Origin of the sequence: Exiguobacterium sp. U13-1, from assembly GCF_001750115.1 — a bacterium.
GTDB lineage: Bacteria > Bacillota > Bacilli > Exiguobacteriales > Exiguobacteriaceae > Exiguobacterium_A > Exiguobacterium_A acetylicum.
Window position 1 is genome coordinate 480,882 of record NZ_CP015731.1, and the last position, 19,498, is coordinate 500,379.

Genomic DNA, 19,498 nt, shown 5'->3' on the forward strand with positions numbered 1-19,498 from the left:
CAGGAAACGAACTAGAGGAGGAACGGCACGATGACGATTATTGTAAAGGCTCCGGCCAAGATCAACCTAGTCCTGGATGCGACGGCAAAGCGCCCGGACGGCTATCACGATGTACATATGGTGATGACGACAGTCGATTTGGCAGACCGTCTAGAATTGACGGAGCTGCCGTCAGGAGAAATTCGAATGAATGCCCAGCATGCTTACGTTCCGAACGACGAACGTAATCTTGCGTATAAAGCAGCAGCGATCTTAAAAGAAAAATACGACGTCAAGACAGGGGTCGAAATCTTCTTAGAAAAACACATCCCGGTCGCAGCGGGACTCGCTGGTGGTTCTAGTGATGCAGCAGCGACATTACGTGGTTTGAACGAGTTATGGCAACTTGGCTTGACGCTGGAAGAGTTGGCGGAAGTCGGGGCAGCGGTTGGCTCTGACGTCCCATTTTGTGTCATGGGAGGAACGGCGATTGCAACGGGTCGCGGAGAGAAGCTAGAAAAACTTGTTTCACCACCCCCATGCTGGGTCGTTCTTGCTAAACCGACGATTGGTGTCTCGACGGCTGACGTCTATGGTGCCCTTGACTTGAACACGGCAAAACGTCCGAACGTCGAAGCGATGATCGATGCGGTGAAGGCGCAAGATTTCCAAGGCATTTGCCAGTCACTCGGTAATGTTCTCGAATCGGTCACGTTGCCGATGCACCCGGAAGTCGAGCAGATCAAGGAATTCATGGCGAGTTGTGGCGCAGAAGGCGTCTTGATGAGCGGAAGTGGTCCGACGGTCTTTGCGTTGACGGAACACGAGAATCGGGCACAACGTCTCTATAATGGATTACGCGGCTTTTGTAACGAAGTCTACGTCGTTCGTCTTTTAGGCGAAAACCATTGATAATATCCGTATGAAAATGATATATTCACTATTGAATATTCGGAATTACGGAGAGGTGGAACAAAACAAATGAAAATTCGGAGAAGTGGTCGATTGGTCGACATGACGCGGTACTTGCTTGACCATCCCCATCATCTCGTCTCATTGACGATTTTTGCAGAACGCTATAAATCGGCGAAATCGTCGATCAGTGAAGATTTAGATATCGTCAGCGAGATGTTAGAGCATGAGGGAACGGGACGTCTCGTCACGGTACCAGGTGCTGCGGGTGGCGTCATGTTCATCCCGACGTGGAGCAGTAAGAAGGCGTTACCGTTCATCGACGATCTATGTGAACGTGTCGCACGTCCAGATCGACTGTTGCCAGGGGGATACCTTTATTTGACGGACTTACTAGGGGATCCGAAGATGGTCAAACAAATGGGGCAAGTGTTTGCATCTGTCTTTAGCCAAAAGAAAGTCGATGTCGTCATGACAATCGCGACGAAAGGGATTCCACTTGCTTATGCGGTCGCTGAGCAACTTGGTGTGCCGTTCGTCATCGTGCGTTCGGATAGTCGCGTGACAGAAGGTTCAACGGTCAGTATCAACTATGTCTCAGGTTCTTCAAAAGCGATTCGGACGATGGCACTTGCGCGTCGGAGTTTACCACGCGGGGCGAACGTCTTATTGATCGATGACTTCATGAAAGCCGGCGGAACGATTCGCGGAATGATGAGTCTCTTGAGCGAGTTCGAAGCAAAGGTCGCAGGTGTGGGTGTCTTGATCGAGGCAGAGGGTGCCGAGAAGAAGATGGTCAACGAATACGTCAGCTTAATGAAATTAGCGGACGTCGACGTCGATCTTGGTCAAATTCAAGTCAAGCGTGGAAACGTCGATCACTATTTCTCGGAAGTAGAGACTACCTGAAATTGACAGCCGCATGGATTGTAACTATACTGTAATTATCAAACTTTTGGAAATTATGCGTAAAAAGATTGGGAAAGACTAAATCTTTGTTTGTTTTAAGCCGTAAGTAGAAGTAGACAACGAAGAGTTGTGACAACGGTTAAAGGGGTGCGGACAAAATGAACGTTACGGACGTTAAAATTCGTCGCGTCGTGGCAGAGGGTCGAATGAAAGCACTTGCCTCTATTACGCTCGACCACGAATTCGTGGTACATGATTTGCGTGTGATCGAAGGGAACAGTGGTCTCTTCGTCGCCATGCCAAGCAAACGAACGCAAGAAGGTATCTTCCGGGATGTCGCTCATCCAATCAATGCATTAATGCGAAAAAAGGTCGAAGATTCAGTACTCGAAGCCTATGCGGCACGTGAGGATCAAGAAGATGGCGTCGGTTACGAAGTCTCTTCTGCCCAAACGACAGATCAAGCATAAGAAAAAGACAGGTTTTCTCTTCTTGGGAAAACCTGTCTTTTTTCTCGCTTTTTCCTCGATTCCGCTTCGTCCCATCATTGAATAACGATGCCATTTTCGTTATAGTTGGAACGAGTGTACTATTTCAGAACGAAATCAACACTAATTTATGTGGAGGAGCGACAAGGATGAATCATTTCGCGGTAATTCTAGCAGCGGGTAAAGGAACTCGGATGAAATCGAAGCTTTACAAAGTACTTCACCCAGTCGCTGGGAAACCTATGGTACAGCACGTCGTCGATCAATTAGCGACGCTCGGCGTCAAGCGACAGGTCGTCATCGTCGGTCACGGTGCGGAATCCGTCAAAGAAGTGCTTGGCACATCGGTGGAATACGCACTTCAAAGTGAGCAGCTTGGCACAGGTCATGCTGTTCAAATGGCAGAACCCGTACTCGGGAACGAACAGGGAGCAACACTCGTCGTCTGTGGCGATACACCACTCTTGACGAGCGAGACACTGTCTTCATTGTTACAACATCATACGGATACGAACGCAAAAGTGACTGTCTTGACGGCACTCGCTGACGATCCGACAGGTTACGGACGAATCGTGCGTGGCGAAGATGGAAACGTCTCGAAAATCGTCGAGCACAAGGATGCGAATGCAGAAGAACTTGCACTTCGGGAAATCAATACAGGTACGTATGTATTCGATAACGAGATGTTGTTCGCGACGCTGAAGCAGGTCAAGAACGATAACGCGCAAGGTGAGTATTACTTACCAGATGTGATTGAGATCGCTAAAGCAGCGGGCGAGACGATTGCAGCGTATGCGGCACCTACGTTCGAAGAGACAATCGGTGTCAACGATCGCGTCGCACTTGCGCAAGCGGAAACATCGATGCGTAAGCGGACGAACGAGTACTGGATGCGTCAGGGTGTCACATTCGTTGACCCGTCTTCGACGTATATCGGACCGGACGTCACGATTGGTTCAGATACTGTTCTTTATCCGGGAACGCAATTACTCGGTCGCACGGTCATTGGTTCAGAATGTACGATTGGTCCGAACTCGGATATTCGCAATAGTGAAGTGGCAGATGGTGCCATTGTTCGTCAATCCGTCGTCACGGATAGCAAGATTGGTCCAGCGGCACAAGTCGGTCCATTCGCGCATTTACGTCAGCAAGCGGTTCTCGGTGCGAACACACGCGTCGGAAACTTTGTTGAGATCAAGAAATCAACATTTGGCGAAGGTAGCAAATCAGCACACCTGAGCTATGTCGGAGATGCGACGATCGGAGAGAACGTCAACCTCGGTTGTGGATCAATCACGGTCAACTACGATGGAAAAAATAAATTCCAGACGATCATTGAAGACGATGCCTTCATCGGCTGTAACGTCAACTTGATTGCACCGGTCACGGTCGGCAAGAACGCCCTTGTTGCTGCCGGATCAACCGTCACGGATGATGTGCCGGAAAACGGTCTCGCGATCGCACGGGAACGTCAAACGACGAAACCTGATTATCGTTAATTCATTACTTGTCGCTCTACTCGTCTAAACCCAAACAAATGGAGGCCACCTACACATGTCTACTGTCTTAGAACATGAAATTCGTATTTTCGCACTCAACTCGAACAAACCACTGGCAGAGGAAATCGCTAAAGTCATCGGAATCCCGGTGAGCGAAAGTTCAGTCAAACACTTCAGTGATGGCGAAATTTCGATGAACATCGAAGAAAGTGTCCGGGGGGATGATATTTACATCATTCAATCGACAAGCCAACCAGTCAACGAAAACCTGATGGAACTTCTCATCATGATCGATGCACTGAAACGGGCGTCTGCACGGACAATCAACGTCGTCATTCCATATTACGGTTATGCGCGTCAAGACCGCAAAGCACGTTCACGTGAGCCAATCACGGCGAAACTCGTTGCGAACTTGCTTGAAGTAGCAGGGGCGACACGCGTCGTGACGATGGATCTCCATGCAGCACAAATCCAAGGGTTCTTCGATATTCCAGTAGATCAATTGATGGGTGTACCGCTTCTCGCTTCATACTTCGAGAAAAAGAACATCGATCCAAACGAACTCGTCATCGTTTCTCCAGACCATGGCGGTGTCACACGGGCACGTAAATTAGCAGAACAATTAAAAGCACCGATCGCGATCATCGACAAACGCCGTCCGAAACCGAACGTCGCAGAAGTCATGAACATCGTCGGTCAAGTCGATGGCAAGATTGCCATCATCATCGATGACATCATCGATACAGCGGGTACGATCACACTTGCAGCGAACGCTTTGATCGAAAACGGAGCGAAACAAGTCTATGCATGTTGTACACACCCTGTTCTTTCGGGTCCAGCAATGGAGCGAATCGAGAACTCAGCGATCGAAGAACTCGTCGTCTTGAACACGATTGACTTGACACAACGCGAATGTGCAAGCAAAATCAAACAAATCTCTGTGGCACGCTTGCTTGCAGAAGCAATCATCCGTGTACACGAACAGAAATCAATCAGCCCGCTCTTCAGCTGATTGCTTGATGCATACGAACGACGTGGTCCGGTTTATTGAAATCGGACCCTTGTTCGTTTACTTTTTTAAACAGAAATGAGGAATCGATATGAAATGTATCGTCGGATTAGGGAATCCTGGAGCAAAGTATGCCAATACGCGCCACAACATCGGTTTTCTCGCGATTGATGCCTTAGCGGAGAAGCACGGGATCAAGCTCTCAGAATCGAAGTTTAAAGCCCTCTTCGGAACGGGAATGATAAACGGAGAGCGTGTCGTACTCGTGAAGCCATTAACGTATATGAACTTATCAGGTGAAGCGGTTCGACCTTTGCTTGATTTTTATAAGATCGCGGTCGAGGATGTTCTCGTTATCTATGATGATCTGGATTTACCGCTTGAGAAATTACGCTTGCGTTCAAAAGGAAGTGCAGGCGGTCATAATGGCGTCAAGTCCTTGATCCAGCATCTCGGTACGCAGGAGATCAAGCGCCTTAAGCTCGGCGTCGGTCGACCACCGGCACCCATCCAAGTCATTGACTGGGTGTTGATGAACTTTTCGAAGGCGGAACAAGGAAGTTTGCAACACGTACTCAATGCGTCTGTCGATGTAGCGACGGACTTCATAGACACACCGTTTCTCGCTTTGATGAATCGGTATAACTGAACGCAACGCTTTGGGGCTCCAAAGCGTTTTTGCTGTCGTGTTTTAGGAGGAAGAAGATGAAACAATTACAAGAACTCTTACTAGCGATTCCTGAAATCAAGACGGTTCGGGAACGCTTCCGGGACGGTGTCAACGCCCAGTTGATCACCGGTCTGATGAATAGCGGAAAGGCACTGTTCGTCGCCGGGATTTATCAGGAGACGAAACGTCGATTCGTACTCGTGACACATAATATGTTCCAAGCGCAAAAACTGTACGATGATTTGATTGAACTCGTACCGGAAGAAGACGTCATGCTCTATCCAGTCGATGAGACGTTAGCAGCAGAACTTTCTTATGGCGCCAGTCCAGAACTGCGGGCGACGCGGATCGAGACCCGCCATCGTTTACTGACGACAGACGACGGGATCCTGATCATTCCGCTCGTTGGCTTGCGTCGATATGTTCCAGATGCACAGACGTTCCTGTCACACGTCAAACAGGTGAAGCCGGGCGACATCTTATCGATTCCGGACTTCGTCCAGGATTTAGTCGATGCGGGGTACGAACGGACAGCGACGGTGACGACACCAGGTGAGTTTGCTGTTCGCGGAAGTATCATCGATATTTATCCGCTCACGGTCGAACGTCCGTACCGGCTCGATCTATTTGACGAGGAAGTCGACTCGATCTATACATTTGATGCGGAGACTCAACGTTCGCTCGGTGTCGTCGCAGAAGCATGTTTGATGCCAGCAGCCGAACACTTCGCGACGAAGGATCAGTTGAAGGACGCGGGTGAAAAAGTCCGTCGTCTTTATGAGGCGACGAAAGAGCGCGTCCAAAGTACGGAGGTCCTCGCGGCACTTGAAGAGGGAATCGCCTATGACGTCGAGTTGTTAGAAAACGGCGATCGTCCGAAACAGTTCGCGAAGTATGCACCGATTCTCTACACGTCGACGTTACGTCAAGACGTGACGGGAAGCGTCTTGATCGTCGATGAAGTCGCACGGGTCGAAGAAGCGGCGGAAGTCCAGGATGCAGAGGAAGCAGAATGGATGGCGTCTCTCATTGAACGCGGACAAAGCGTCAGTGATTACGTCCTGTCTGTTCCGATGGCACATGTCTTTGAAGGACAACCCTTGTTGTATCTCTCGCTCCTACCGACCCGCCGGAGTGGGGTACCGGAAAGTGCGGCAATCCATTTCAGCATCAAACCGATTGCACCGTTCCATGGTCAGATGGAACGCCTGAAGCAAGAAGTCGAGCGATATCGTCGCGCTGACATGTGGATGGTTTTCTTAGCGAGTAACCGAGAACGTGCCGAACGAATGCGTCAGACGTTATCCGATTATGGGGTGGAAGCGTCGATCGTCACAAAAGAAGACATCACTCGGGGTCAACCAGCGATTCTGATCGGTGGAATTCATGGTGGATTCGAGATGACGAATGCGCGCCTCGTCGTCATCACAGAAGAAGAAGTCTTTAAGCAACCGGCGCGTCGCCGGAAGCAGACGACGAAGCTGACGAACGCTGAACGGATTAAGAGCTACCAAGAATTGAAGACAGGCGATTACGTCGTTCATATTCATCATGGGATTGGTCGGTACCACGGCATCAAGACGATTGATGTAGCCGGTAATCATCAGGACTATCTCCATCTCGTTTACGCGGGAGAGGACTCTTTGTATGTTCCTGTCGATCAGATCGACTTGATTCAAAAGTATGTCGGGGCTGAAGGGAAAGAGCCGAAGATCTATAAACTCGGCGGGACGGAATGGAAAAAGGTCAAAGCGAAGGTTCAAAAATCGGTCGAAGATATCGCTGATGAATTGATCAAGCTCTATGCTGCTCGTGAAGCTGCCGTCGGTTTTGCGTTCCCAGAGGACGACGATAACATGCAAGCGTTCGAGGCTTCCTTCCCGTATGAGGAAACGGTCGATCAATTGCGATCGATTGCCGAGATCAAGAAAGATATGGAACGTCCGCGTCCGATGGATCGTCTATTATGTGGCGACGTTGGATACGGAAAAACAGAAGTGGCGATTCGGGCAGCGTTCAAAGCGGTCATGTCTGGAAAACAAGTTGCGTTGCTCGTACCGACGACCGTCCTTGCACAACAACACTACGAAACGATGCTTGAGCGATTCAGTGAATGGCCGATTCGTGTGTCGGTCATGAGCCGGTTCCGTTCGCCAGCAGAATTAAAGGCGACGAAACAAGGACTAAAAGAGGGGACGATCGATGTCGTCGTCGGAACACACCGTGTGCTGTCGAAAGACGTCCAGTTCGCTGATATCGGATTGTTGATCATTGATGAAGAGCAACGTTTCGGCGTTAAACATAAAGAACGTCTGAAACAGTTGAAGACGAACGTCGACGTCTTGACGTTGACGGCGACACCGATTCCAAGGACATTGCACATGTCGATGATCGGAATCCGTGATCTCTCGGTCCTTGAGACACCGCCGGAAAACCGTTACCCGGTCCAAACGTATGTCATGGAATACGACGGAATCGTCATGCGGGAAGCACTCGAGCGGGAACTCGGTCGAGGGGGACAAGCGTTCTTCCTCTATAACCGGGTCGAAGGCATCGAGCGAAAGGCAGAAGAGATTCGTGCGCTCGTACCGGAAGCGCGAATCGTGACGGCGCACGGTCGGATGACGGAAACCGAACTCGAGAGTCAGTTAATCGCGTTCTTCGAAGGGGACGCGGATGTTCTTGTCAGTACGACAATCATCGAGACAGGAATCGACATTCCGAACGTCAATACGTTGATTGTTCATGACGCGGATCAAATGGGACTATCCCAACTGTATCAATTACGCGGTCGTGTCGGTCGGTCAAGCCGCGTCGCCTATTCGTACTTTACGTACCGTCCGCAAAAACGATTGACGGAAGTCGCGGAAAGTCGTCTACAGGCGATCAAGGAATTCACAGAGCTCGGTAGCGGCTTTAAGATCGCGATGCGCGACTTATCGATTCGCGGTGCCGGGAACTTACTTGGTTCCCAACAATCGGGCTTCATTGATTCGGTCGGTTTCGATCTTTATTCGCAGATGCTGGCAGAAGCAGTTGAAGAACGCAAAGAACGAATGAAAGGTAAAAAACGCGTCCAGAAATTCGTGCCGGAGTTCACGTTCAGTCTTGATGCGTATATTCCATCACACTACATGACGGACTCCGAGCTGAAAATCGAGTTTTACAAACGCTTGAAATATGTCGATACCGTCGATAGTCTCGAACAGCTCGAAACAGAGATACTCGAACGATTCGGTGAGTTCCCAGATGAGGTTGCTCGTTTAATCCAATTGACACGGATGAGGATTTTTGCCGAACGGGCGCGTGTCGAGCGTGTCAAACAAACCGATCCGAAAATCGAAATCGTTTTGTCGCTCGAATCCACACAGCAGCTTGACGTGGCGGACTTCGTTAAATGGACTGTTCCGCTAGGACGTGGTCTAGGCATGGGACAACAAGAACAGAAACTCGTCTTGACCCTGAACCGGAATAAACAGTCGACGCAACAGATGACGATGCAGGCAGAACAGTTGCTAGCAGAGCTTGATCGTCGGCTCGTCGCGCGATGAATAGACGAACGATTGCGCAAGGCGCAGCACTACTTGCGATCTCTAGCTATATCTCGAAATTGCTCAGCTTCTTTTACCGGATTCCATATCAGAATCTCGCCGGCGATTTCGGATTGTACGTCTATCAGACGGTCTATCCCTTATTCGCGATAGCGGCAGCGCTTGGCATTTATGCGCTGCCCGTCATCGTGGCGAAGTTGACGCTCCATCATCCAGACGAGAAACGAGAAGTCTTGTGGTCGATTTTCTATGTCTTGCTTGCGATGACAGTCTTCTTCGGATTACTTGGTTGGTGGATCGCCCCAACGCTCGCAGGGTGGTTCGGGGATGAGAAACTGGTCGTTCCCTTGCGTGCGGTGACATGTACGTTTTATTTACTACCCGTGATTGCCGTTCTTAGAGGTATGTTTCAAGCAGATCTCGAGATGCGACCGACGGCTGTATCCCAAGTCTCTGAAAATGCCGTCCGCGTCGGACTATTGTTGCTCGTGACCTATATCGGTGTCTCGATGCAGGCGGACCCTTACTGGATTGGTGCCAGTGCCCATCTGACAGCGATCGGCGGTAGCATCGTTTCGTTATTCGTCCTGTTACGTTTTGCGAAAGGAAAAATCGGTCGCCCTGTATTTTCAAGTATTCACGTACGGCGGGTCGGAAAGGTGCTCGTGACAAGCGGGGTGGCGGTCAGTATCGCCTCACTTGCTTTATTGCTGATGCAATTGATCGATGGATTGACGTTCGTCAATCTACTTGGCAATACGACGGAGACGAAAATTGAAAAAGGGGTGCTCGACCGTGGGTATCCGTTACTCCAATTTGCGATTCTCTTTGCAACGTCGATGAGTCTTGCGAGTGTTCCGTCCTTATCGACCGCATATCGTAAACACGATTCGCAGATGATGCGTCAACAACTGGAGACATTACTCCGTTCCGGTCTATTGATTGCCGCTGCAGCGACGATCGGACTAATGGGTGTGATGCGTCCGCTCAATATTGCGTTGTATCAAGATGACCAGGGAACAGCAGGGCTGATTTGGCTCGCAGCGACGGCATTTGCTGCTTCGATTGCGATGATGATCGTCTCTTGTCTCCAGTCGGTCGATGCTGAAAAGTATGCGCTCGTTGGTGTTCTTGTCGGATTAGGGGCGAAGCTCGCTCTGAATCTCTATTTCATTCCCCGATATGGTATGATCGGGGCGGGTATGGCGACATTTGGCGGTTTTGCCGTCATGGCGGCAGCACAATGGATTTTATTGAACCGGAAGTTTGGTCGCGTATCGGCAGGAAACACGTTCTACCGACGACTGGTCTTACCTGTGCTCGCCATGGGTGTGTTTCTGTATCTGATCGAAACGTTCTTTCAGCTGTTTGAGCTTGAGACACGAATCGGTGCGGCACTCGAAGTCGGCGTCCTTGTCGTCGGTGGTGCCATCATTTATGGCAGTATGGCGTTACGCGTCCGTGCATTAACAGAACAAGAGTGGGCGCTATTGCCTTTAGGAGATAAGTTATATCAGATGTACCAACGTAGGAGGAGCATATGACACACCGAATCAAAATCGTCGGTCTTGGCGTCGGCGAACTCGAACAATTGCCGTTTGGCATCTATCGATTATTAAAAAACACGACACAGCCTGTCTATTTACGGACAATGGATCATCCAGTCGTTTCAGAACTCGCAGCAGAGGGAATGAAGTTTACATCATTTGACTCGGTTTACGAACGACATAGTCGGTTTGAAGACGTATACACAGAAATCGTTGAGGAATTGCTTCGTCTCTCAAAGACGACGGACATCATTTATGCCGTCCCAGGTCATCCACTGGTCGCGGAGAGTACCGTCCAGCAGTTATTAGAGCGGACGGACGCGGTCGACGTCATAGGCGGACAAAGTTTTCTTGATCCGATGTTCGCAGCGCTTGGTGTGGATCCAATTGAAGGATTCCAGTTGCTTGATGCAACAGCGTTTGCCGTCGATGAAGCACAGATCCGTCAGCATCTACTAATTGGACAAGTTTATGATGCGCTCGTCGCGGGCGACTTAAAGGTCCAGTTGATGGAACGTTATCCGGACGAACATCTAGTCACTTTGGTCACGGCAGCGGGTACAAGCAAACAGTCCGTCCAAAGCGTACCGTTATATGAACTCGATCATGTGACGACGCTCAGTAACTTGACGACAGTCTACGTGCCACCTGTCACGGATGAGCAGACGTTGAACCGTGACTTCGCGACACTAAAAGAGATCATCGCGCGATTACGCGGTGAAGGCGGTTGTCCATGGGATCAAGAGCAGACGCATGAGTCCTTAAAACGTCATTTAATCGAAGAATCTTACGAATTACTGGAAGCAATCGACCTTCAGGACGATAACTTAATGATAGAAGAGCTAGGAGACGTCCTTTTACAGGTCATGCTCCACGCACAAATTGGTCTAGATGAAGGGTATTTTGATATTCGAGACGTCATCGGAAGCGTCAGTGATAAGATGATTCGTCGCCATCCGCATGTCTTTGGGGAAACAACAGTCGATTCTTCAGCAGACGTCGTTTCGAACTGGCAAGACATCAAAGCACAAGAAAAGCCGGAGCGGACTTCCTTGCTCGATGGTGTGACAAAAGGAGCACCCGCTTTGATGCGCGCAGAAGACATTCAAAAGAAAGTGGCGAAAGTCGGTTTTGAATGGAGTGACGTCGAGGGTGCACTTGAAAAAGTAATCGAAGAGTTACGTGAATTGAAGGAAGCCGCACCAGAAGAACGACTAGGTGAATTCGGAGATGTTCTGTTTTCGATGACGCTCGTCGGGAAATACCTCGGTCTCTCGGCAGAAGAGGGGCTACAACAGACGAATGATAAATTCATCCGTCGCTTTACGCGAATGGAACAACTAGCGGACCGACCGCTCGTTGAGATGACGCTTGAAGAGCAAGATTCACTCTGGCATCAAGCGAAGCAGGAGGAACAGTCATGAGACTTGATAAATTTTTAAAAGTATCGCGTCTGATCAAACGACGGACGCTTGCAAAAGAAGTAGCGGATCAAGGTCGGATCACGATCAATGGTAATGTGGCGAAAGCAAGTAGCACGGTAGCAGCAGGTGATGAGATGACAATCCGGTTCGGAAACAAGATTGTCACGGTTGCGATTTCGAGCATTAAAGAACATGCCAAAAAAGAAGAAGCGTCTGATATGTATGAGATCATCCGTGAAGAAAAGGTGAATTCCGAAGAATCGATGTAATTTACCGGAAAAAGGAAGTATACTAAAGAGTGTCAGGGATGACCACTCAGAAAGAGGAGGGATGATATGCCAACACCGCTCGAATCAGGGCGTCCAGCGCCAAAGATCAAGCCGCTCAATGACCGTAAGAAGCAGTTGAGTCAGAATGCCATCGAAAACCGTCGACGCCTCAAAAATCGCTTTTTCTTGTGTCTGACCGTCTTTTTGCTCATCTTTTCCCTCATGGGGTGGTCATACATGGAAAAACGGCAATTGATCGCTGAACAAAAGCAGTCGTTTCAAGTCGCTGAACAAGAGCAGACGAAAGCAAAAAAAGAGACCGCCCGTCTGAAGGAAGAAATCAATCGTCTCAATGATAAAGAGTATGTAGCGAACTTAGCTCGGAGCGAGTTGCTCTATTCGAAAAAAGGGGAAACGATCTTCTACTTTTCACCGGAAGACTAATTGAAGGTTGCCGATTGATTGAAAAAAGAATGAATCACTCGTATAATAAGAAACGAATCAACTAAAAAGGAGCAATACAATTTATGTCGATTGAAGTAGGCAGCAAAGTGCAAGGGAAAGTAACAGGCATCACGAATTTCGGAGCGTTCGTTGAGTTACCAACAGGGAAAACTGGTCTTGTTCACATCAGTGAAGTGGCAGATTCTTACGTTAAAGACATCAATGATGTGTTGACGGTTGGTCAAGAAATCACCGTCAAAGTCTTAAGTGTTGAAAACGATGGTAAGATTGGTCTTTCCATCAAAAAAGCCGTCGATCGTCCAGAAGGCGAACGTCCTCGTCCTGCACGTCAGTTCGACCGTGGACCACGTCCAGCAGGACAAGATCGTGGACCACGTTCGTTCGATAACAAAGGACCACGTGGAGGCGGTAACCGTGGAGGCTTCAACAAAGGCGGCCGTGGTACACCACCACCGCGCAAAGAACAATCGTTCGATACGCTGATGTCTAGTTTCCTGAAAGATAGTGAAGATCGTCTTGCTACATTGAAACGTCAAACGGATTCAAAACGTGGCGGACGCGGCGCAAAACGTCAATAACTTGCTGACCTGTTCTTTATAAGAATAGAGATGGAATGACGCCGTTCATTCCATCTTTTATTTTTTTGAAATTATTTTTAGAAAAAGCGTTGACTTTCATTTGACCTGCCCGTATTATAGAAAATGTGCTTAAGACGCACGAGTTAAAAATATGGCGGTGTAGCTCAGCTGGCTAGAGCGTACGGTTCATACCCGTGAGGTCGTGGGTTCGACTCCCTCCGCCGCTACCATATTTTTTTGGCCCGTTGGTCAAGCGGTTAAGACACCGCCCTTTCACGGCGGTAACACGGGTTCGAATCCCGTACGGGTCATTCTCAAAAGCTATCTCTATTATATAGAGATAGCTTTTTTTAGGTTTTAACGGAAAGGGGGAAATCGCTATGGAAGGTATGCCGTTCGAACCACTTTTAGTAGGTGTTTCGGGAGGTTGTGATTCGATGGTACTCGTCGATCGGTTGTACAAAGAAGGTTACGATATCGCGATTGCGCATGTGCATCATGGATTACGAGAGGCGTCCGACGAAGAAGCGTGCTTTATTAAGGAGTGGGCAACGGCCCGAAAGATATCTTTTTTCATGACGCGTTTAGAATGGACAGGACGTACGAGCTCTCAAGCAGCTTGTCGCGAAGAGAGATATGCGTTTTTTGAACGAATCATGGAAGAGACCGGGCGCTCGCGTCTGATTCTCGCCCATCATCAAGACGATCAAATTGAGACGCTACTCATTCAGCTCATTCGTGGAGAAGCGCAGGTTGATGGTATTCCCGTCGTTCGTCCGTTTGGTAACGGTTGGTTGCATCGACCGTTGCTACATGAATCGAAGCAGGCTTTGCTCGAGTATGCGTTGCAACATGAAGTTCCGTGGCGAGAAGATGCGTCAAATGCAGAAACTACTTATTTGCGCAATCAAATCCGACATATGATTGTTCCGCCACTCCGAGAAATTCGTCCGGAGTTTGAACAAGCAACAGCAGCTGCAGCACATGCGCGACAGCAAATCATGCGTGAGCAGGTGACATTCGTCGCGACGTATCTCGACCGATGTAAGGAAGCCAACGGAATTCCGGTAGCACGTATTTTAGAATTACCGACGGATTTACAGCGGCTTGTCTTGCCGACGCTAACGGGAGAAACGTTTTCTTCAGAAACGATTCGTCACTTCATCACGTGGCTTCGGGTGGATAAGGGCTCGGACGAAGTGTATTATGGAAACTGGAGGATGCGACGTGCATATGGCTTTTTGATGCAGGATCGTGTGATACGGTCAATGAATGACGATTTACCGTTTCAAGTAGGGGAGAATTTGGGAACGTATCATTATGGTGAACAAATGGTTCGCTTCTCAATCGGAAACCAAGGTATCCCGCTGGACGCGATTGCGTTCCCGTTGACGGTGCGCCCGCCATGTCCGGGAGATCGAATCCAGCTTGCTGTGGGTTCGAAAAAAGTCAGTCGAATTCTGATTGATGCTAAGGTTCCGCGTTATCTCCGGGAACAGGTTCCGGTCGTCGTCGATGCAAATGGAGTGATTTTAGCCGTCATTGGACATCGAATTGCAATATTCGGGTCATTTGAACTCCTCGCAAAATCTTATTTAATGATAGAATGGTAATGTAGTGTTTATTATGGAGGAGGAATACCTAGCATGACCTTGATGAACGATATGGAAAAAGTACTGATTTCAGAAGAAGAGATCCAAAATAAAGTGGGCGAACTCGCCGGCGAATTGACAGCGGATTATCACGATCGTTTTCCGTTGCTTGTGTGTGTCTTAAAAGGCGCAATGCCGTTCATGTCTGATCTTGTCAAAAAGATGGATATGCACCTTGAAATGGACTTCATGGACGTTTCAACATATCACGGTGGGACAACATCAACAGGTGAAGTCAAGATTGAAAAAGATTTGAACACATCGGTAGAAGGACGCGACATCTTGATTGTCGAAGATATCATCGACAGCGGATTGACGCTTGGTTACCTCGTTGACCTCTTCAAGTACCGGAAAGCGAAGTCCGTTAAAATCGTGACGTTGCTCGACAAACCAACAGGACGGAAGAATGACTTGCACGCAGATTACAGCGGCTTCGTCATTCCACACGAATTCGTCGTCGGTTATGGTCTGGATTACGAAGAGAAATACCGTAACCTTCCGTATGTAGGTGTCTTGAAACCTGCAGTCTACGGCGGCTAATTATTTTTAATCTCGTCTGTCCCATGATAAGATGAAACCAATTACAAAGCGCGCCCTGTCGCGCCAGGATTCGTATTCATCCACTAGAAAAACGAGATGGATGCGGAGAGGAGGCATAAGATGAACCGAGCAGTGAAGAATACCCTCGTGTTTGGGGTCATTTTTCTAGCTTTGATCTTGTTTCTGCAATACTTGCAGAGTCCAGTGAACAAAAGCAAAGAAATCAATTACACACAGTTTGTCGAGTCTGTTGAAAAAGGTGAAATCAAGACGGCTACCTTCCAATATGAAGGGCAGACGTATAATGTGACAGGAGATTTGCGTGAAAAAGATTCAACGTATGAAACGGTCGTACCGGCTGTGGATACGGAACTAACGGATCTCTACACGCAACTCAGAAGCCAAGGAGTCAAATTGGACTTCAAGGCAGCAGAAACGAATGGTGGTTGGATCGCGTTACTAACGACAATCGTTCCATTCATCATCATCTTCATCCTCTTCTTCTTCTTGATTAATCAAGCGCAAGGTGGCGGTGGTGGCGGTCGCGTCATGAACTTCGGGAAATCGAAGGCACGCCTCTATGATACAGAGAAGAAAAAGATCACGTTTGATGATGTAGCCGGCGCAGACGAAGAGAAACAAGAACTTGTCGAAGTCGTCGAATTCTTGAAAGATCCGCGTAAATTTGCGAAACTCGGTGCCCGTATTCCGAAAGGGGTCCTACTCGTAGGTCCTCCAGGTACAGGTAAGACGTTGCTTGCGCGTGCCGCAGCTGGTGAAGCCGGCGTACCATTCTTCTCGATTTCAGGTTCTGACTTCGTTGAGATGTTCGTTGGTGTCGGGGCATCACGTGTCCGTGACTTGTTCGAAAACGCGAAGAAAAATGCACCATGTATCATCTTCATCGATGAAATCGATGCTGTCGGTCGTCAACGGGGCGCAGGTCTCGGTGGTGGACACGATGAGCGTGAGCAGACATTGAACCAACTTCTCGTTGAGATGGATGGATTCAGTGAAAACGAAGGCATCATCATGATCGCAGCAACGAACCGTGCTGATATTCTTGACCCAGCATTACTCCGTCCAGGTCGTTTTGACCGTCAAATCACGGTTGACCGTCCAGATGTCGTCGGTCGTGAAGCAGTCTTGAAAGTTCACGCACGGAATAAACCGCTCGATTCAACGGTTGATTTGAAAGCTATCGCACAGCGGACACCTGGATTCTCAGGTGCGGATCTTGAGAACCTTCTGAATGAAGCAGCACTTGTTGCAGCACGTTCAGACCGTGATAAAGTGTCGATCGTTGATCTCGAAGAAGCGATTGACCGTGTCATCGCGGGACCAGCGAAGAAGAGCCGGATCATCTCGCCGAAAGAGAAAAAGATTGTCGCATGGCACGAAGCAGGACATACGATCATTGGTGTCACGCTCGACGATGCGGATGAAGTACACAAGGTAACGATCGTTCCTCGCGGAAACGCGGGCGGATATGTCGTCATGTTGCCAAAAGAAGATCGTTACTTCATGACGAAGCCGGAACTCGAAGATAAGATTACTGGATTGCTCGGTGGTCGCGTCGCAGAGGACATCGTCTTCGGAGAAGTCTCGACTGGAGCAAGCAATGACTTCCAACGTGCGACAGGTCTTGCACGGAAAATGGTCATGGAGTTCGGGATGAGTGAAAAACTCGGACCGCTTCAATTCGGATCAGGTCAAAGCGGTAACGTCTTCCTCGGTCGTGATTTCCAAAACGAACAGAATTACTCGGATGCAATTGCACACGAGATCGATACGGAAATCCAAGCGATCATCAACCGCTGTTACCAAAAAGCGAAAGATATCCTGACTGAGAAACGCGATCAGCTCGACTTGATTGCAACAACGTTGCTTGAAGTTGAAACACTCGATCAAAAACAAATTCACCATCTCCTAGAGACGGGCGAATACAAAAAACATGAACCAGAAGCAACGACTCCAAAAGCAGAAGAGAAAGCACCGGAATCGACAGATGCAACTGTTGATCAACCGACAGAGTCTCCAACGCAAATGGGTTCAGTCGTTGACGAAGGGAAAAATGTAGATATGGATACACCAGATACGCCGCGTCGCGACGATCAAGTGTAAACGGATGGAACGGATTCGATTGATATCGAATCCGTTCTTTTTTGTGGCAGACCGAGCGAATACACATCGGTAGGTGTGACCATACGAGCATGGTATAATCACAACGTATATAGTTCCGATCGTGAAACAACGGAATACAATAGAAGCATGAAAATTGAGAAGAAGCGGGGAAATAAGCAAATGATTTTAGTCATCGATGTCGGAAATACGAATATCGTCTTAGGTGTCTATCAAGGACAAGAGTTGATTGAGCATTGGCGGATTGCGACAGACCGGACACGGACGACGGACGAATACGGTATGCTCGTCAAAGCGTTGTTCCGTGACGCAGAGCTAAACGTGGAAGAAATCGAGGGAATCGTGTTATCATCTGTCGTACCCCCCGTCGTGTTTCCACTAGAAAATATGTGTGTGCGTTACTTTAAACGTCGTCCGTTCTTGATTGGACCAGGAATCAAGACAGGACTCGATTTAAAAGTCGATAATCCACGGGAAGTGGGAGCCGATCGAATCGTCAATGCAGTAGCGGCGACGGCGAAATACGAGGGGCCGATGATCATCGTCGATTTCGGAACAGCGACGACGTATTGTTACATCGATGCACAAAAACGGTATTACGGTGGCATCATCTCACCCGGTGTGATGGTTGCAACCGAGGCACTCTATAATAAGGCAGCAAAATTGCCACGAATCGAAATCGCGAAACCGCAGTCAGCGATTGGACGAAATACGATCCATGCGATGCAGTCGGGGACCTATTTCGGATATGTGGCACAGGTGGACGGACTCGTTCACCGGATGAAAGAGGAAATGGGAGAAGCGAAGGTCATTGCGACCGGTGGCTTAGCCCGATTAATCAGCGAGGAATCCACGATGATTGAGGTCGTCGATCCATTCTTGACGTTAGATGGATTACGGATTATCTACGAACGAAATAAGTGAGGGAATCAAGATGAAACGTGAAGAATTATTAGCACAATTAAAAGATGACTATTTAGTACGGGCGTTAGGCTTCAATGGAGAAGTCCGTGCGTTTGCGATCCGTTCGACGAAAACGGTCTATGAAGCACAACTGCGCCATCAGACAACACCGGTCGTTACAGCAGCACTCGGTCGGACACTGACGATCGGCGCAATGATGGGTACGATGCAAAAAGGCGATACACGTGTCACATTAAAAGTCGAAGGCGATGGACCGATTGGGAAAATCATCGTCGATGCCGACGCAAAAGGTGTCGTTCGTGGATATGTCAGTCGTCCCCGCGTCGAAATGGATACGTACGTCAATGCAGACGGTCTGACGAAACTAAAAGTGGGTGAAGCAGTCGGTCGCGGAAACATCTCTGTCATCAAAGACCTCGGGTTGCGTGACTTCGTCGGTGGTCAATCGCCGATTCAAACAGGTGAGATTAGCGAAGACTTCACGTATTACTTCGCTGTATCGGAACAAAGCCCATCGGTCGTTGGAGCTGGCGTTCTCGTCTATCCGGAAGACGAATCAGTCATTGCAGCAGGTGGTTTGATCGTTCAATTGATGCCAGGTGCGTCGGAAGAGACGATCTCAGCACTTGAAAAACGTGTTGGAGCCCTTAAACCGATCTCGATTCTTGTCGGTGAGGAAAAAACACCAGAAGAAATGTTAGAACTCGTTCTCGGTGACTATGAGCATCTCGACACGATCCCGGTATCATTCGAATGTACGTGTGACCGTGAAAAATTAGCGACAGCGATCATCGCTCTTGGACCAGATGAGATCCAAGCGATGATTGATGAAGATGGTGGTGCGGAAGCGGTTTGTCACTTCTGTTCAGAGCATTATCACTATGATGTTCCAGAGTTAGAGGAACTTCGTGAAAAATCACTCGAAAGAGCATAAGAGGGA

17 protein-coding genes and 2 tRNA genes are annotated in these 19,498 nt (G+C 48.8%); all 19 read left to right on the plus strand.

Annotated elements, in window-relative coordinates:
- Nucleotides 1–30: 30 nt before the first annotated feature.
- The 19 genes from ispE to hslO all read left to right on the plus strand — a co-directional run bounded on the left by ispE (nt 31) and on the right by hslO (nt 19,492).
- Nucleotides 31–891 (plus strand): 4-(cytidine 5'-diphospho)-2-C-methyl-D-erythritol kinase, encoded by an 861-nt coding sequence (gene ispE, locus ESP131_RS02510; RefSeq protein WP_023466542.1) that lies wholly within the window; start codon nt 31–33, stop codon nt 889–891.
- A gap of 69 nt (nt 892–960) precedes the next feature.
- On the plus strand, nt 961–1,800 hold the full coding sequence (purR, locus tag ESP131_RS02515) for a pur operon repressor (RefSeq protein ID WP_053454586.1): 840 nt from the start codon (nt 961–963) through the stop codon (nt 1,798–1,800).
- Between the two features lie 158 nt (nt 1,801–1,958).
- Entirely contained in the window at nt 1,959–2,270 is a 312-nt protein-coding gene (spoVG, locus tag ESP131_RS02520) for a septation regulator SpoVG (protein ID WP_029343053.1), read from the plus strand.
- 167 nt (nt 2,271–2,437) lie between these two features.
- Nucleotides 2,438–3,787, plus strand: a complete 1,350-nt coding sequence (gene glmU, locus ESP131_RS02525; protein WP_047392689.1) for a bifunctional UDP-N-acetylglucosamine diphosphorylase/glucosamine-1-phosphate N-acetyltransferase GlmU — start codon at nt 2,438–2,440, stop codon at nt 3,785–3,787.
- Between the two features lie 55 nt (nt 3,788–3,842).
- A complete protein-coding gene (locus ESP131_RS02530) occupies nt 3,843–4,799 on the plus strand; it encodes a ribose-phosphate diphosphokinase (RefSeq protein WP_012368955.1) in 957 nt (318 codons plus the stop codon).
- Nucleotides 4,800–4,887: 88 nt separating this feature from the next.
- Complete coding sequence (gene pth / locus ESP131_RS02535; protein ID WP_023466549.1) at nt 4,888–5,445, plus strand: aminoacyl-tRNA hydrolase; 558 nt, start codon at nt 4,888–4,890, stop codon at nt 5,443–5,445.
- 56 nt (nt 5,446–5,501) lie between these two features.
- Nucleotides 5,502–9,017, plus strand: coding sequence for a transcription-repair coupling factor (mfd, locus tag ESP131_RS02540; protein ID WP_069940139.1), 3,516 nt, complete (start codon nt 5,502–5,504; stop codon nt 9,015–9,017).
- Nucleotides 9,014–10,561 (plus strand): putative polysaccharide biosynthesis protein, encoded by a 1,548-nt coding sequence (locus ESP131_RS02545; RefSeq protein ID WP_069940140.1) that lies wholly within the window; start codon nt 9,014–9,016, stop codon nt 10,559–10,561. The genes mfd and ESP131_RS02545 overlap by 4 nt, the downstream gene beginning before the upstream one ends.
- On the plus strand, nt 10,558–11,988 hold the full coding sequence (gene mazG, locus ESP131_RS02550) for a bifunctional methyltransferase/pyrophosphohydrolase YabN (protein ID WP_069940141.1): 1,431 nt from the start codon (nt 10,558–10,560) through the stop codon (nt 11,986–11,988). The genes ESP131_RS02545 and mazG overlap by 4 nt, the downstream gene beginning before the upstream one ends.
- Nucleotides 11,985–12,257 (plus strand): RNA-binding S4 domain-containing protein, encoded by a 273-nt coding sequence (locus tag ESP131_RS02555; protein WP_023466556.1) that lies wholly within the window; start codon nt 11,985–11,987, stop codon nt 12,255–12,257. Before mazG ends, ESP131_RS02555 begins: the two co-directional genes overlap by 4 nt.
- Before the next feature lie 66 nt (nt 12,258–12,323).
- Nucleotides 12,324–12,701, plus strand: coding sequence for an FtsB family cell division protein (locus ESP131_RS02560; RefSeq protein WP_023466557.1), 378 nt, complete (start codon nt 12,324–12,326; stop codon nt 12,699–12,701).
- Nucleotides 12,702–12,784: 83 nt separating this feature from the next.
- The gene (locus ESP131_RS02565; protein WP_023466558.1) at nt 12,785–13,300 is read left to right on the plus strand and encodes a S1 domain-containing RNA-binding protein; all 516 of its coding nucleotides are present in this window, start codon (nt 12,785–12,787) and stop codon (nt 13,298–13,300) included.
- Between the two features lie 153 nt (nt 13,301–13,453).
- A tRNA-Met gene (locus tag ESP131_RS02570) sits at nt 13,454–13,530 on the plus strand.
- Between the two features lie 9 nt (nt 13,531–13,539).
- Nucleotides 13,540–13,611, plus strand: a tRNA-Glu gene (locus ESP131_RS02575).
- Between the two features lie 69 nt (nt 13,612–13,680).
- Nucleotides 13,681–14,913, plus strand: coding sequence for a tRNA lysidine(34) synthetase TilS (gene tilS, locus ESP131_RS02580; RefSeq protein WP_069940142.1), 1,233 nt, complete (start codon nt 13,681–13,683; stop codon nt 14,911–14,913).
- A gap of 33 nt (nt 14,914–14,946) precedes the next feature.
- Nucleotides 14,947–15,492 carry a hypoxanthine phosphoribosyltransferase gene (gene hpt, locus ESP131_RS02585; RefSeq protein WP_023466560.1) on the plus strand — a complete coding sequence of 182 codons (546 nt, stop codon included), beginning with the start codon at nt 14,947–14,949 and terminating at the stop codon, nt 15,490–15,492.
- Nucleotides 15,493–15,612: 120 nt separating this feature from the next.
- Nucleotides 15,613–17,616 carry an ATP-dependent zinc metalloprotease FtsH gene (gene ftsH, locus ESP131_RS02590; RefSeq protein ID WP_047392677.1) on the plus strand — a complete coding sequence of 668 codons (2,004 nt, stop codon included), beginning with the start codon at nt 15,613–15,615 and terminating at the stop codon, nt 17,614–17,616.
- A 180-nt stretch (nt 17,617–17,796) separates the two neighbouring features.
- Complete coding sequence (locus ESP131_RS02595; RefSeq protein ID WP_029343061.1) at nt 17,797–18,558, plus strand: type III pantothenate kinase; 762 nt, start codon at nt 17,797–17,799, stop codon at nt 18,556–18,558.
- A 10-nt stretch (nt 18,559–18,568) separates the two neighbouring features.
- Nucleotides 18,569–19,492 carry an Hsp33 family molecular chaperone HslO gene (hslO, locus tag ESP131_RS02600; RefSeq protein WP_029343062.1) on the plus strand — a complete coding sequence of 308 codons (924 nt, stop codon included), beginning with the start codon at nt 18,569–18,571 and terminating at the stop codon, nt 19,490–19,492.
- The last annotated feature ends 6 nt before the right edge of the window (nt 19,493–19,498 follow it).